The organism is Rickettsiella endosymbiont of Xylota segnis (assembly GCF_964019545.1).
Classification (GTDB): Bacteria; Pseudomonadota; Gammaproteobacteria; order Diplorickettsiales; family Diplorickettsiaceae; genus Aquirickettsiella.
Genome location: NZ_OZ026451.1, coordinates 1,158,152 through 1,172,324, shown reverse-complemented (window position 1 = coordinate 1,172,324; position 14,173 = coordinate 1,158,152). Strand labels below are relative to the sequence as shown.

The window sequence follows — 14,173 nt, the reverse complement described above, 5'->3', positions numbered from 1 at the left end:
GAATTTTATTAAACAGATATCGAACAATAATGGGAATCGCAGTTAATTAACGATGCAGAATTTACTGCGAATAGACAATTACCGTCTGTCACCTTTGATGTAAACAATTCGTATGTATCACAACAACTTGGTCAACGCGTTGGCGAAGAGGTGAGTCACTTTTATCATCCAACACCGCCACCACCCAGAAATCCCAGTGGATTTTGGCGAGGAGTTGATGAAAGCTTAGCTTTTACCATCTACACGCATAAAACTGCACACAAACCTTTGTCTCGCGAGATTGCGACGAGTTTGAAATTTAGTTTCTTAGACAATCATGTCGAACTTGATTGGCAAGTCCCCAGCTTTTTACAATCCCAAGTCGTTAAATTGGAATGTCACTATCTTGATAGAGAATCAAAACAACAAATACAAACAGTAGAAATTGATCCCGATAAAAAACGTACGACGTATTCTGATAAAAATGGCAATAAAATTCAGAGCAATGTTGATTTTTCGGTTCCTATTCAGACTATTGAGAAACTTTCCTTAGCCGTGAAATGGCCAGCACTGAGTAAGCCGCCTGTGTCAACGCGTTTGCAACAGCATTGGCTGATGTTGGAGGCACAGAATTCTGATAGTAGTGATGAAGAAGAATGGGAAATGGTTCCTCAGCATGCGACTGCTTTTTTAGATCAGGAACCCGAAGATTGGATACCACTTTACAACGATGAAACGCCCAGCGCATCAACATTTAATCCCGAACTTATTACGGAACTGAATTTTACCGATAAAACTCAGCTGGTGGTTAGTCCGCTGCCTGATCTTGCACCCAACAAAGAAATACCAGTCCTAGAATATTTGAATGTGAGTTTGGATAGAATGCGATGTTGGACACAATTTTCCAGCATCAATTTGATCTCACAAGGATTTGTAGTGGATGTGACTGGTTTTAGCGCTGGTGTATATCCTTTTCATTTTGGTGCCTATAGCGGAGATTTAGTGATTGCGTATGCGGGCCTAGTATTTCCCACCACTCAAAATATCGATCCGGATCGACAACATCTGGTACAGCCTGCGCGTCAATATAGCTATGACTTATGGAATAATAAATTAACTGAAACCGATAGCTTAGGTCATATCACACAATACATTTATAACGATACGAACCAAATTGTTCAAAAAATAGAACCTTTAGTGGATGTAGTCGATGAACAAGGCAACACTAAAGCACTCTGTCCTATTACAACTTTTGCTTATAATATTCGTGGACAACAAATAGCAAGGCGCGATGCCAATGGCAATACGCAAGGATATATCCTCGATGCCGCAGGTCATAAAATTATTGAAATATTAGCAGAAGGCACACAATGCAAAACACAATTGTTTGATGCGTTTAACAACATGATTGAATCGCGAGATGCTGCGAGTCAAGCCACAAAATATTTTTATGATCAAGAGAACAATCTTTTAGCATTTCAAAAACCTTCCGGTAGTCGTCGTGGTTATACGTATAACGAACTAAAACAGCGAACGAGTGATACGGATCCAGCCAATAATACACGACGTTATAACTTCGACGCTTTAGGTAATATTATTGAACGCTATGAGCCACTCGGTCAATGCACGCGCATGTTTTATGGACGTAACCATCAATTGATCAAACTAGAAAATCCGGATAACAGTTGTTTAACTTGGCAACGTGATACGTTTGGCAAACCACTACAACATACCGATCTAAGTGGTGCACTTTATCGTTATGGCTATGACTCCAAAGCACAATTAGTCGATGTCATGTCAGAGGGGGGGTCCCACGGTGAATATGTAAAATTGATACCGGTCTGGCTGGGTTATAAACAAGAGAGATCCCCGGTGCCTGGGCAACATTTACATCATCAGTATGTTTCTGGCCAAATCACTGAAATTAATGATTTTGCTACCGGTAAAAAAATCTCTTATGGTTATGACTCAGAAGGTCGACGGATTGCAGTCCGTGTTGTTAGCGGTGAAGCAGAAATTCTTCGTGAAACCAGCAGTCAAATCGATGCATTGGGTCGAGAGATCTTAACACGGGACCAACAAGCTATCTTTACTACTGCTTATGATGCGGTGAGTAATCGACGCTTTATTAAGGGTGCAATAAAAACCAATGATGGTAGCCAACTTAATCAGGAAGTCTGGTGGAAGTATGATACTGAAGATAGGGTGATTGTGTCTGAAGGAGTTCTTGAAAATGGGCAGATCAAAATAATCCCTAATAAAGGCGCTGAATTTTCTTACCAAAATGATCGTAAGGTGACAGAAAGTACGATAAGCACAAGCAGAATAACTGAGAAATTTTTCTATGACAGCGATGGGCGACAAGTGGGTTCTCGCTATGACGTTCCCTACAATTCAAGTATTGAAAGACAATACGATAGTGCAGGTAGGCAAAGACTTTATAAAATCGTGTCTGATTGGGTATTTGGGCTTGTATACATTATTGATAAAGAACGAGCTTATAATGAAAACACCTGGTTAGTTGCAAATATTCAAACTACAACTGTTCCAGGTCATTTTCAAGTTGTAAACCGTACAGATTATCAACAAATAACGGCGATGGGTTTACCTCAGCAACAAACGATAAATTATGGCGATGAGGAAGGGAATGTTGATCATCTTAATTGTAATTATGTAGGTTGGGATCAATGGCGAATTGCAAGTATTCAGGGTTATCGAACTAACATCCATGGGACTAGTGCTTATTCCTCAGTTAAAAACTACTTTGGTCCCAATGGCGAGCCGAACGCGATATGCGGCGCTGAAGATCCAGATGGGCGAGATAAATATTTTATCGCGACGCCAGAAGGTTTGATACTGCATCGAATGCACTTAAACCCTATTTTTAGTGGAGATATTTTTATTTCTAATCTGGAAACTTATTATTTTTATCGCGTAAATGGTCAATACTTAGCCAGTTATAAAAACCAACGTAATAAGTCCTTTGATTTATTATTGAATTGGATCAGGCCACAAGGCAGTGCTGGAATGGAAATTGGTATGAGTTCGGCAAGCGCTAACGATTTTTCGAGTTTGCCACAAACCTACACTTGTGCGGATAAAGATACTTACGAATCAATTGCGAATAATGTGTATGGTGATGCTAGTTTAGGGAGCTATATTGATGCTGCGAATGGCGGCGGAACATTGATACCAGGTCAAACCATCGTTATCCCACAACTTATCTCGGTACATAACAAAGCCGGCATGGCACGTCCGTATTATCAATTATTACAAATCATCCAAGGCTCTCTCACTCCACATCTGGATACGCCACAACCACCACCAGACGATGATGATTTTTTAGGTTTGTTGATTTGTGCCATTGCGGTGGTGGTTGTTTGTGTGTATCCACCTGCAGTTGCGGCTGTGGCGAGTGTAGCAGGAACTTTAGGTGTATCAGTACCCGTAATGACTGGAGTGGCAGCCGGATTGGCGGATGCCGCTGCTCAAGAATTATGTGTGGGTATCGGATTAAAAGATCATTTTTCTTTAGCAGAAAGTGTAACCGCAGGGATTACCGCGGGTTTCGCTTCAGGTTTTGGAGGAGCAGCGCTCGGTGAAAAAGCTGTCATGACGATGGTGCGCATGGGTATGGTGAATGTGTCAGAACAATTAACTGAAATGGCGATAGGTATACGCCAGCAATTTGATATAGCCGGTGTAGCCTTGGCGATGGGCTCAGCAGGATTAAGCGCTAAAATAAATATAGATAATCCTTTAGAACGACGTTTGGTATCGGATATTGCTGTAGCGGGTATGAGTAGTGTGGTGCGAGGACATTTTGATGTTGAAAACTTAGCGACACAACTCATTACTGACGCAGCTGCAGTAGGAATGCAACAAAGGCAAACAAAACCAGATTCAGATGAATATCATCAAAGCAAAAAAGCAAGTCAAGGTGCAGGACACATTACGCAAACCACAGTAGAACAACAATGGGATTCACACTTAATCAACGATGCCGAATTCACAGCGAATACGCCATTACCGTCAGTTACTTTTGATGTCAACGATTCTTATGTAGCGCAACAACTCGGACAACGAGTCGGCGAAGAAGTCAGTCGATTCCAACATGTCGATCCACCCAGAAATCCAACTGGATTTTGGCAGCGTATAGAGCAACGGTATGAAAATGTTTTCGAACATCGCGCATTAATAGCCGAAGGTCGCGCAGCCGCTAATAGTGAAGTGATGCGAGAAAGTGTAGGGCACGGAGCGGCAAACGAACAAAACTATTTGGATTTAGGATATAGCGAGAGTGTTGTTGAAACACGAGTAGCAAATTGGATGGCACCTCTAGTTGTGTCTGCATCACCTGCCGTAACTAGGTTACCGATAGTTGCTGCTAATGCATATAGCTTGATGAATAGATGGGGATTTTTTCGTCGGAATGGGGCGGAGAATTTAGAAGCCCTGTCAAATTTCGAAGCAAACAATCAAGTTACTAGGTTGAAGTTAAGCTCAGAATTAGCTTTAAAAGAAGCAGGAATTCTTGATTTAGAAGGAAGATTAACAACTAAAGCATTACAGAATTCATTTCCTGCGATGAAACGAGGTGCAGTTTTAGAAAATCCAACTGTTGTTAAGGAGCTTACTAAAGATGGAAGTCAAATAACAGATTGGAGAAAATTGTCTACTCAATCAATTGAACTGCCTAGTGGTCAAAGAGTTCAAGTTCATTTTTATCAAAATAGATTTACTGGTGAAATCAATTATACCCACCCTGACTTTAAGGTTAAAAATCAGGTTGATGTATTTAATGGTGTTGATTCTCCGCAATCGATTTTGGATCAATATGGTTTTAAATTTTAAGGAGAATGTAATGATTGTGAAATGTAATAAGGTTATCAGCCCCGTCACAAAAGAAGATCTCGGCGATAAAAGTCCTTGGCTTGTGAAAGGGAACGAGTATGTAATACTCGCATTAGACTGGAGCAATAAAGATGGAATCGAAGCATATATTCAGACTGAACATTATAAAGAACCCCATTTTATTTCTTTAAATGGCTTTGAATTTATTTCTCAAACAATACCTTCTTCTTGGATTACTAAGATTCAAGAGCTTGGTGACGAAAAAATTGTAACTATGTTACCTGCTAGTTGGAGTTGTGATAATTTTTTTGAAGATATGGAAAATCAGGATCTTAAGGCGATAGAGTTGTTCAATAAGGAAGTTGAACAAATGTATCGTGAAGAAGGTATGCTTTAATTTTCTTAAGCTAATTGATGAGTTTGGTTCAGAATCATTTGCAATAACACAGCAAAACCCAGATGATTATGAGCTGTAGATTACCTAAAAGCTCGGGTATTTAAGTCAAACTGCGAAATTAGATGTAAGTACTGGCCTTCCTTCATTAGGAGGTAAAATAATGCGCGCCGAAAAAAATATTTGAATTATCGAACGAACTCTTAAAAACAATCAAGGTATATCTTCATGCAGAAACATCCTTTATTGATTGGCAAACCAAGAATATATCCAGCAGAACTTGCTAAACAGCTTGTAGATTTTTTTAAGAAAAAAAAAGATGTGAGAACTGCATATTTAGCACAGGTATATGATCCAATTTCTGGAGAACCTCCTCACCTTACTATAGGAATTGTTATGGATGTTCAAATAGATTCTATCGCGTATGAATTGAAAAAAATAGTTCAGACAACTTGCCAAGAAAATGAATTTATCGATTTTATGCATGTTGATACACCAGAAAAAGCAGAGTTATTTTCTTCAGTAGAGCCATTTTATGTTTCTTAATGACTTTGATAGATAACACATAACATTACCTCTATTAGTTTTGATTGTTAGGGTGTGTCTTCATTATACAAACTGAGCATTTTGACGAACCTATGAGCGATGTAAAAATTATTTTCAAAAAAATGGCAATGATAGCGAAAAAAAAGTGGGAGAATACATATGGTAGTGAAGAGCTAGAGCCTGAGTTACTAGATATTTTGAACTTTGTGAAAGCTAATTTAAATAAACGAAATATATTGTCTCAATGTTTTATAGATATAGTTAATGATTATAGAAATGGGCCACTTGAAATTGTTATATTTTCAATGTGAGAACTTCAGTGGGATGAGGTGAAAGTTGCCGCATTGAGTAGGAAGCAAATTAGTACTGACCCGCGGGTTTTGTCAGCCCTGAACGATGTTTCTGTTGTTTATGAGGATGAATGGGAGGATGCAGATTTTTACAAATATTATTCGAAGGAGATGAAAGGGTAGCTAATAAGCCACCACCAGACGATGATGATTTTTTTGGTTTGTTGATTTGTGCTATTGCGGTGGTGGTTGTTTGTGTGTATCCACCAGCAGTTGCGGCTGTGGCGAGTGTAGCAGGAACTTTAGGTGTATCAGTACCCGTAATGACTGGCGTGGCAGCCGGATTAACGGATGCCGCTGCACAAGAATTGTGTGTGGGTATTGGATTAAAAGATCATTTTTCTTTAGTAGAAAGTATAACCGCGGGTATTACTGCAGGATTTGCTTCCGGGTTTGGAGGCGCCGCGCTCGGTGAAGAAACAGTTATGACGATGGTGCGTATGGGTATGGTGAATGTGTCAGAACAATTAACCGAAATGGCGATAGGCATACGTCAGCAATTTGATATAGCCGGTGTAGCATTAGCGATGGGATCAGCAGGATTAAGCGCTAAAATAAATATAGATAATCCTTTAGAACGACGTCTCGTAGCCGATTTAGGTGTAGCGGCTATGAGTAGTGTGGTGCGAGGTCGATTCGATGTTGAAAACTTAGCGACACAGTTGATTTCAGATGCAGTTGTAGTAGGGATGCAACAACGACAAGCAAAGCCAGTTTCCGATGACTATCAAGAAAGCCAAAAGGCAAGTCAAGGTGTGGGACACATCACACAAACCACCATAGAACAACAATGGGAATCGCAGTTAATTAACGATGCAGAATTTACTGCGCATGCACAGTTACCTTCAGTAACATTTGATGTAAACGATTCAAATGTATCACAACAACTTGGCCAACGTGTTGGCGAAGAGGTGAGTCGCTTTCAACATGTGGATCCACCAAGAAATCCAAGTGGATTTTGGCAGCGTGCTTGGAACTCAGTAGAAGATGTTTTTGAACATCGTGCACTCATAGCCGAAGGTCGAGCTGCAGCTAACAGTGAAGTGATGCGAGAAAATGTAGGACATGCAGCTGCAAACGAACAAAACTATTTGAATTTAGGTTATAGCGAGAGTAATGCTGAGTATGGAGCAGCGTGGATAGCAGCAGCCGAACTACCGTTGCCCTCAGTAGCTAAAGGAATCATGCAAGCATCAAGCTTGATGAATAGATGGGGATTGTTTGGTCATAATGGGACAGAGAGCTCACGTCTTTTGTCTAGTGTTGAACGGGTTTTCTCAAATGTAGTTAATAAAGATTTTGTCAGTGAAGAGACAAGGGCTGCAGGTTGGAAACAACCGTATCCTGATAACGTAAGTCTTCGTAAAATTACTACAGCCCAAGAAATAAAATTATATCGAGTTCACGTAGATCCAGATCGTGTGACTGGAAGGTTTTTGGCGCGCGAAAAAGAGATTGCGCCATTTCTGAGAGATCCAGAAGCTTTACGACTTCATCTAGGATTGCCTGATGTTCCAATTTATATTACTGAAGTGAATGTACCATCTAATACAGAATTTTATGTTGGACAGATTGGGCCACAGCCTTCGTTTGGGTTGATAGATAAATCAGGTTTCCAATATCAACTTATTAGTGATATTCCAAACTCTAGCTTTATTAATACACGTTTAATAAATCAACCAACGTTTGGACTAAACCCATAAAATCGATGAGAGGAAATATATGAAATTAAGCGAAAAACAAATTGCAAAAATATATAAGCAAGTAGAATTAGGTAATAAGCAAATTGTAATGCTCGATGTTATGGGGGATAAAAGCATTTCTATTTCAGAAAAACTTGCAAATATTTACAGTATTGATCAAGAAAAAAATATTATTTGGCAAGTTTCAGAAATAAAAACAAAACCACCATACGATAATGATGGGTTTGTATATTTAAGCAAAAATGACCAAGGAAAAATTATCGCAGACCGTTTCTCAGGTTTTACATATGAAATTGACCCTGAAACAGGTGAAGCAACGCGTACAGGGTTTCATAAATAGTTTTGTGTTTTTTATTGTGGCAGTTAATACTGCCACAATATATTTAATTTAAAACTCAAGACATAAATTGTAGAGGAAATATTTTTTAGTCATTTATCATAGGATTTTCAATATAAAAATAAGGAGATACAACATGACTGCACTCAAAGCTATTATATTTTATCCGATGCTGTTCGTAAGCGGGCTGTTTATCAATGTGAGCAATTTCATTGGAGTTATACTGATGTTATTTTTTTTTGTGACACTCATATTTGATGTTCTGCCATGGACTGCAAGATTGTCGGCGCTTGGTTTGGCTTTTGTCTTATTTTTATTGCGTCACTTTTATGACGTTATTTTATTAAAACTAAATCCCAGTAGTAATATAGACTTATCGCTTTATCAGTGAAATATTATTAAGCAGATAACTAAATTTTCCGACAATATATTTATTTAATACATTTTTTAAAACATACTTTAATTTATATTAAATTAATAGTAGTATCTGCGCGTTTATTATTTTAAATAACAATAAAAAAGGAACTTTAAACCATGAAGAAAAAGTTAATCTGTTTATTGTCTACTGTTGTATTACTTTCTGCTTGCGCGGGAAGAACTCCAAATCCCATTCCTTTGCATCAACCCGGTGATGAAAGCCTTACCTGTAATGCTTTGAAACTGGAATTAATGAATAACCAATCTAAAATTACAAATCTCATTCCACAGCAAAACAAAATGGGGAAAAATATCGCTCTAGGTGTTGCCGGTGCGTTTATTATAGCGCCTTGGTTCTTTATGGATTTCTCTGATGCAGAACGTATCGAAATTCAATCCTATCAACTACGTGATAATTGGTTACGTACACTATATACCAAGAAAAAATGTGGTGATTTACCTCCCTCCATTAAATTTCAAGATCAATAAAATTAATAATCGTTAGAAGATTTTATTTTCCAATAACTTGGGATGCTAATCCATCCCAAGTCTTCAATAATAATTAATATGGGATTAGTAATGTTTAAGAATAAAAATATTTTTAAAATATTTAACAGCTTAGTAGTAATGTATGTGTGTTTCTTCTTGAGTGGTTGTATCTCAACTATGCGACTGAAACCTGAAGATGCAAAATTAATTAAAGGGATAGACGTCAATAAAAAAATAATAAAACCAAGAACTATATTTTATCAAAATCAAAATGACGTTCTTTTAGTAGCAATTTCTCCTTTAGCGTATGTTATTGATAAAGATGTGAATGGTTTTCCAGAGCGAAACCAAATACAAGATGTAGCTGAGGAAGCAGGGATTAATATTTCAAGCATCTTGAGAGATGAAGCAATAAGCCAAATTAAACAAAATGCAAAATTTAGAATTGTAAAAACAAAAGATGCAGATGCCGTTTTAAATCTTGAGATTAGAAGCTATGGATTAAGCCCTTGTGGTTTTTCGAGTAAATTAGGGCCTGATTTAATGGTTATAGGTAGCTTGACTAATTCTAAGAATAAGTTAATTTGGAAAAATATTGCAAGTGTTGGCCCATACGGACAAATGCCGAAATTTTCTAAACAGGAACTATTGCATGATCCACATAACATCTATTTAGAATGGGATGAAGCAGCAAAAGAGGCTGCAAGAAAATTAGTTAAGTCATTAACTTCATAACTTTAGATGAATATTAAAATTAAAGAAATAAAAAAAGCATTAGAATTTTTAGCGCTGGTAACAAAAATTAGTTTTTCTATTGGATTTTGTAGCGTCACTTTGTATTTTTTTGACATAGGTTATTTTCCCATAGAAAGTAATTACATTATTATATTTCATCTTACTGGAATTTTCAACAATAAGGCATCAATAATTAGTTTTAATGAGTCAATGTGTCTTTTTCTAACCAAATTATCCCATATTTCTCCATTATCATTGGGCCCAAAGATCTCAGCCCCATTTTTTTGTAACAAATGTATTATTTTTTCTCTGTTATTACCCACCGCTAAAAGCAATGGCAGTACTTTATATTTGTCAGCGATATTAACGCCTGCCTTATTTTCTATAAGTAAACTTGCTATATCGATATAGTTTTTTTGACAGGCTAAATGTAATGGAGTTCGCCCATTACAATCAGTTGCATTAATGTTGGCTCCCTTTTCTATAACTAGCTTTGCTATTTCAAAATGTCCTTTTTTACAAGCTTGATGTAATGGCGTATATCCATAACCACAGTTATCCATTCTATTAATATCTGCATTATGATTTATTAATACTTCTACAACTTTAAGATGTCCTTTTTTAGATGCTAAATTCAGTGGAGGATGATTATTTCCTTCTTGAGCTCCATCAACATCAGCTCCTTTTTTAATGGCAGAAATAACTAAATTTAGATCCCCATTTCCAGCAGCCAAACAAAGTTCTAATGACATATAAGCCTCATTTATGTCCAATTTTAAATGTAGTTTATATCATGAAACTTAATAAAATATTAAATAAAAGCCTACTCGATAATGTATCTTGCTCCTGTTTTCTGAGATAATTATAATGATTTTATTGGCTTAAGAGTATTCAGAAAAACTCCTTTACATTCTTAAGTTGAGGGTTATCAGCCACTACCTTGGGCAACCTGATGATGAAATTCTTTTTATTTATTAGGTTGTTTCATGTCCGAAATTAATTTAGAAGTCGGTATGTCAGCTGTTTGATACACGAGTGGCATTGCAGTACCAAAACCGTTTCAAGCTCCAAGATACGATTGAAGAACGTCATGGTTTGCGCGGAACCCATTTAAATATCCCAATGCTAGATTTGGTTGAAATGAATCAAACCAATTTTTCTTCCACTGATATTTTTGTGATCCCAGTTAACGAAAGCCATATACAAGTCCCCACCAACGACTATCGTTTAAAAAACGTCATAGCAGGAACCAGTAAAATCAAACACTTAGCGTGTACACCCCATGAGGGAAATTCTACTGGTGCTAGGATTGAAACTTATTTATCTTAATACTTCTTGCATCGATAAACGCTTCTAAGTCTGATCTTTTATATTTATTTAACTAAACTTCCAATTTTTACAAACGGTAAGTTGTAGGTTTAGTGCAAGTCCAAATTGCTAACATAGCCGAAATACTCAAAACTAGCTAAGGAAGAATATGAAAAAAATCCCACTTATAAAAATAGAAAAAAACTTATAAACCTACCCTACAAAGTTGCTTAAACGAGGTTTAAGCAACTAAGCATATCTATATTATTTTATTCACTAAGTCCAGGAGGTGAAGAAATATTTTCCTCAGAATTGTCGGTTTTATTAGAAACTGTTTTCTTTATTGCTTCCGGATTCAGTAATTTGAAAAACTGATGAAACGACAAAGAAAGTAAAGAATTATTTGTCACCAAAGGAATTTTGTTTAAAAGAACTTGCGTCGAATTTTTACAACCTATCTTCTCACTTTCTAGCAAATAATCAATTTTTGAATTAATTATTTGCATCTGTTCATCCCAATAAGCTGAGAAATCTTTGTGTTGTTTTATATAGTGAGGGTTTTCTTTTTTTCCAAGATTTTCCAATAATACAGCGCTTATAAGTAGCTTTACTATTTCATTACGCTTAAAGAACCAAGCTATATAGAGAGGTGATCCTTGGTCGGTTGCATTAACATTAGCTCCACTTTTAATAAGAAGCTTTGCTACGGCAGTCCGGCCCCTTGAGCAAGCTTTATGCAGTGGTGTTAATCCTTTGTAATCAGCTACATTAACATTAGCTCCTTTCTCAATAAGTAACTTTGAGATTTCAATACCGCTATAAAAACAAGCATTATGGAGTGGGGTTAATCCTTCATTGTCGGTTGCATTAGGATCAGCTCCATGCTCAATAAGTAGTTCTGCTATCGCAACAGATTTATAAGCCAGATGCAGAGACGTCCGTCCTTTACTATCGGTTGCATAAACGACAGCGCCTTCTTTTAAGCACTTAGAAACTTCCTTTATGTCATCTTCTTTAATTGCGTCAAATAACCGATCGTTTGTTTTAGTCATAACATACCTCATAGGAGGATAAATTTAATATCAAATAATAAACACTAGTTAATATTATCAAAATAATATTAAAGAATTATTAAATTAAATCAATTTTATTGATAATAAATCCCTACTAGATAATGTATCTTGAAACATTTTCTAAGGAAATTATGCCGTATTTACAGCGAGTTTTTTCGGTTCCATTTTTTTTCCTTATTCAACTAAAAAAATAAGTTAAGAACATCAATTTTGTTAATGTCAGCTCCATTTTCTAGCAATAGTTTGGCTGCGTTAATCTGCCCATTGGCAGCTGCTCCATGCAATGGTGATTCGTTATAAATATCAGCAGTATTAACATCAGCTCCATGTTTTATTAGTAATTCGACTCGATCAGAAAAACCATCGATAGACGCTCTAAACGATGGTGTTTCACCGTATTCAGCGTCGGCCACATCAACCATTGCATTGCTTTCTATCAGCAACTTGACGATTTCAAAATGACCCCGCTCTGAGGCCCAATAAAGTGCACTCTTATCTTCATTATCAGTTGCATTAACATTGGCTCCTTGTTCAATTAAGCTTTTAACATCTACTCAATTATCTTCTTTACCGGCATCATAAATTTCTAATAAAATATATTCTCCTTTTTTAATAGTTTCTGATCCACATGCTTATTTACCTCTTGCATGAGCAGTTAGCACAAAAAGTGGAAGTCGGGGTTTTGATAACGATCTGCAATGAGTTGAATCATTGACATTTTAATTTGAATTTTATGAAAAAAATTTATAAATTAGAACATAAAAAATTTTATAACTAAAACAAAGTAATCATGATGTTAAAAAATCGAGAAATTATTTGTACGGAAGATTTAACAAAGGAAGAAATATTATCTATTATTGAGTTGGCCATTAGGATGAAAAAAATCCAAAAATGAAAAATGGATAAATTGTTTATCATATAAAAATTTTATTATGTTTTTTTTAGCCCCTCTGTAAGAACTCATTTATCATTTTCTTCTGCCGCAACCGAGTTGGGAGGTCATGCTCAATATCTGCAACCGCTATGGGGCGTTTTAAAACTCGATTTATAGATGGAGAAACAATTGAAGATGTTGCAGAAGTTAGGTCTAAACTTTGATGTGGGATCGGTATGCGAATCAGGGAGAATGAAGTTTCATTTTATGGAGAAGGAAATAACATCATTCATGAATACGCAAAAGGTGTGAAAACTATCTCAAATTGTAAAAATTATTTTTTATTTAGGAAAATAGCGTATTGACTGATGTTTTCTATGTTCTCAATTTGAGTAAATTCTTGAGCAAGTCGGATCAGTCAAAACACTAAATTTTTATTTTTTTATTTTTGCACCATCGATCGTGAAAGTTGATTCTAATTTTTACTGATTCTACACCTCTATTTAATGTAAGATTGAAATGTCGATTGAGTAGGTTTTTCTGTTTTAATACATTCTAGTGAAAAAAATGCACTTATCTTGTTTAAACAGTTCCCTTTAGGTTTTTGACTTTCTATTAGTCCTTTATTCAGCTTTTCTGATAGATCTTTTTCATAAAGGAAATTGAGATAATCAAATAAATTTCCATTAAAATTTTTTTGGTCATAAACTTTTTCAATTGGGGGAACTAACGTCACTACGTGGTTTTCTGTTAATTGATGATATTTTTTAGGCATTTTTTAATCTCTAAGTGAATAACTAATAGAAGAGTTTAGTCGTTAATTCTTAAGGTAAAATTAATAGGAAAAACAATAAATCTATTAACATCAAAAACATATGAAAGAAGATATCGATAGGGAATAAGGAAATAAAGAATTGATTATCTTCGTTTGAAATTTGGTTTACTGATATTTCTGTTTTTAAAAAAAATGATTTTGGGCAGATGTCTACGGGGAGTTAGAATGGATCACTAAGTTTAAAAAATGCCTCTCGACTTCGATATAGTTAATAGTTTCTTTTTATTCCTGTTGATTATTTTTTTGTGACTACTTATTTATATCGATGCTTTCAAGAGG

General features: G+C 36.1%; 14 protein-coding genes and 1 pseudogene. 11 read left to right on the top strand and 4 right to left on the bottom strand.

Annotation, left to right across the window (positions count from 1 at the left end):
- The first annotated feature begins 150 nt into the window (after nt 1-150).
- The 9 genes from AACL18_RS05385 (at nt 151) to AACL18_RS05345 (ending at nt 9,804) form a co-directional block, all read left to right on the top strand.
- Nucleotides 151-4,833 carry a hypothetical protein gene (locus tag AACL18_RS05385; protein WP_339049796.1) on the top strand — a complete coding sequence of 1,561 codons (4,683 nt, stop codon included), beginning with the start codon at nt 151-153 and terminating at the stop codon, nt 4,831-4,833.
- A gap of 10 nt (nt 4,834-4,843) precedes the next feature.
- Nucleotides 4,844-5,230 (top strand): hypothetical protein, encoded by a 387-nt coding sequence (locus AACL18_RS05380; RefSeq protein WP_339049795.1) that lies wholly within the window; start codon nt 4,844-4,846, stop codon nt 5,228-5,230.
- 225 nt (nt 5,231-5,455) lie between these two features.
- A complete protein-coding gene (locus AACL18_RS05375; RefSeq protein ID WP_339049794.1) occupies nt 5,456-5,773 on the top strand; it encodes an enhanced serine sensitivity protein SseB C-terminal domain-containing protein in 318 nt (105 codons plus the stop codon).
- A gap of 92 nt (nt 5,774-5,865) precedes the next feature.
- A complete protein-coding gene (locus AACL18_RS05370) occupies nt 5,866-6,084 on the top strand; it encodes a hypothetical protein (RefSeq protein ID WP_339049793.1) in 219 nt (72 codons plus the stop codon).
- A 110-nt stretch (nt 6,085-6,194) separates the two neighbouring features.
- Nucleotides 6,195-7,826 carry a hypothetical protein gene (locus AACL18_RS05365; RefSeq protein WP_339049792.1) on the top strand — a complete coding sequence of 544 codons (1,632 nt, stop codon included), beginning with the start codon at nt 6,195-6,197 and terminating at the stop codon, nt 7,824-7,826.
- Nucleotides 7,827-7,845: 19 nt separating this feature from the next.
- Nucleotides 7,846-8,166, top strand: coding sequence for a hypothetical protein (locus AACL18_RS05360; protein WP_339049791.1), 321 nt, complete (start codon nt 7,846-7,848; stop codon nt 8,164-8,166).
- Between the two features lie 133 nt (nt 8,167-8,299).
- Complete coding sequence (locus tag AACL18_RS05355; RefSeq protein ID WP_339049790.1) at nt 8,300-8,554, top strand: hypothetical protein; 255 nt, start codon at nt 8,300-8,302, stop codon at nt 8,552-8,554.
- A gap of 143 nt (nt 8,555-8,697) precedes the next feature.
- A complete protein-coding gene (locus AACL18_RS05350; RefSeq protein ID WP_339049788.1) occupies nt 8,698-9,069 on the top strand; it encodes a hypothetical protein in 372 nt (123 codons plus the stop codon).
- A gap of 90 nt (nt 9,070-9,159) precedes the next feature.
- A complete protein-coding gene (locus AACL18_RS05345; protein ID WP_339049786.1) occupies nt 9,160-9,804 on the top strand; it encodes a hypothetical protein in 645 nt (214 codons plus the stop codon).
- Nucleotides 9,805-9,959: 155 nt separating this feature from the next.
- Here the strand turns inward: AACL18_RS05345 and AACL18_RS05340 are convergent, their stop codons facing one another.
- A complete protein-coding gene (locus AACL18_RS05340) occupies nt 9,960-10,556 on the bottom strand; it encodes an ankyrin repeat domain-containing protein (RefSeq protein ID WP_339049784.1) in 597 nt (198 codons plus the stop codon).
- A gap of 289 nt (nt 10,557-10,845) precedes the next feature.
- Between AACL18_RS05340 and AACL18_RS05335 the strand changes: the two genes are divergently transcribed.
- Nucleotides 10,846-11,133: a hypothetical protein gene (locus AACL18_RS05335; protein ID WP_339049783.1), complete on the top strand. Its 288-nt coding sequence runs from the start codon at nt 10,846-10,848 to the stop codon at nt 11,131-11,133.
- Between the two features lie 248 nt (nt 11,134-11,381).
- Here the strand turns inward: AACL18_RS05335 and AACL18_RS05330 are convergent, their stop codons facing one another.
- Nucleotides 11,382-12,164, bottom strand: coding sequence for an ankyrin repeat domain-containing protein (locus AACL18_RS05330; RefSeq protein ID WP_339049781.1), 783 nt, complete (start codon nt 12,162-12,164; stop codon nt 11,382-11,384).
- A 203-nt stretch (nt 12,165-12,367) separates the two neighbouring features.
- The gene (locus AACL18_RS05325) at nt 12,368-12,721 is read right to left on the bottom strand and encodes an ankyrin repeat domain-containing protein (RefSeq protein ID WP_339051614.1); all 354 of its coding nucleotides are present in this window, start codon (nt 12,719-12,721) and stop codon (nt 12,368-12,370) included.
- Nucleotides 12,722-13,155: 434 nt separating this feature from the next.
- On the opposite strand from AACL18_RS05325, the pseudogene AACL18_RS08125 reads away from it, so the two are divergent.
- A pseudogene (locus AACL18_RS08125) lies at nt 13,156-13,236 on the top strand (hypothetical protein); the annotation flags it as partial.
- Nucleotides 13,237-13,558: 322 nt separating this feature from the next.
- On the opposite strand, the gene AACL18_RS05320 reads toward AACL18_RS08125, so the two are convergent.
- Nucleotides 13,559-13,834, bottom strand: a complete 276-nt coding sequence (locus AACL18_RS05320) for a hypothetical protein (RefSeq protein WP_339049780.1) — start codon at nt 13,832-13,834, stop codon at nt 13,559-13,561.
- Nucleotides 13,835-14,173: the final 339 nt, after the last annotated feature.

What these genes read in the sequence shown, in the direction of transcription:
- AACL18_RS05345 (WP_339049786.1), top strand. Translation starts at nt 9,160, where the DNA reads ATGTTTAAGAATAAAAATATTTTTAAAATATTTAACAGCTTAGTAGTA.
- AACL18_RS05355 (WP_339049790.1), top strand. Translation starts at nt 8,300, where the DNA reads ATGACTGCACTCAAAGCTATTATATTTTATCCGATGCTGTTCGTAAGC.
- AACL18_RS05365 (WP_339049792.1), top strand. Translation starts at nt 6,195, where the DNA reads ATGGGAGGATGCAGATTTTTACAAATATTATTCGAAGGAGATGAAAGG.
- AACL18_RS05360 (WP_339049791.1), top strand. Translation starts at nt 7,846, where the DNA reads ATGAAATTAAGCGAAAAACAAATTGCAAAAATATATAAGCAAGTAGAA.
- AACL18_RS05375 (WP_339049794.1), top strand. Translation starts at nt 5,456, where the DNA reads ATGCAGAAACATCCTTTATTGATTGGCAAACCAAGAATATATCCAGCA.
- AACL18_RS05380 (WP_339049795.1), top strand. Translation starts at nt 4,844, where the DNA reads ATGATTGTGAAATGTAATAAGGTTATCAGCCCCGTCACAAAAGAAGAT.
- AACL18_RS05320 (WP_339049780.1), bottom strand. Translation starts at nt 13,834, where the DNA reads ATGCCTAAAAAATATCATCAATTAACAGAAAACCACGTAGTGACGTTA.
- AACL18_RS05370 (WP_339049793.1), top strand. Translation starts at nt 5,866, where the DNA reads ATGAGCGATGTAAAAATTATTTTCAAAAAAATGGCAATGATAGCGAAA.
- AACL18_RS05330 (WP_339049781.1), bottom strand. Translation starts at nt 12,164, where the DNA reads ATGACTAAAACAAACGATCGGTTATTTGACGCAATTAAAGAAGATGAC.
- AACL18_RS05340 (WP_339049784.1), bottom strand. Translation starts at nt 10,556, where the DNA reads ATGTCATTAGAACTTTGTTTGGCTGCTGGAAATGGGGATCTAAATTTA.
- AACL18_RS05350 (WP_339049788.1), top strand. Translation starts at nt 8,698, where the DNA reads ATGAAGAAAAAGTTAATCTGTTTATTGTCTACTGTTGTATTACTTTCT.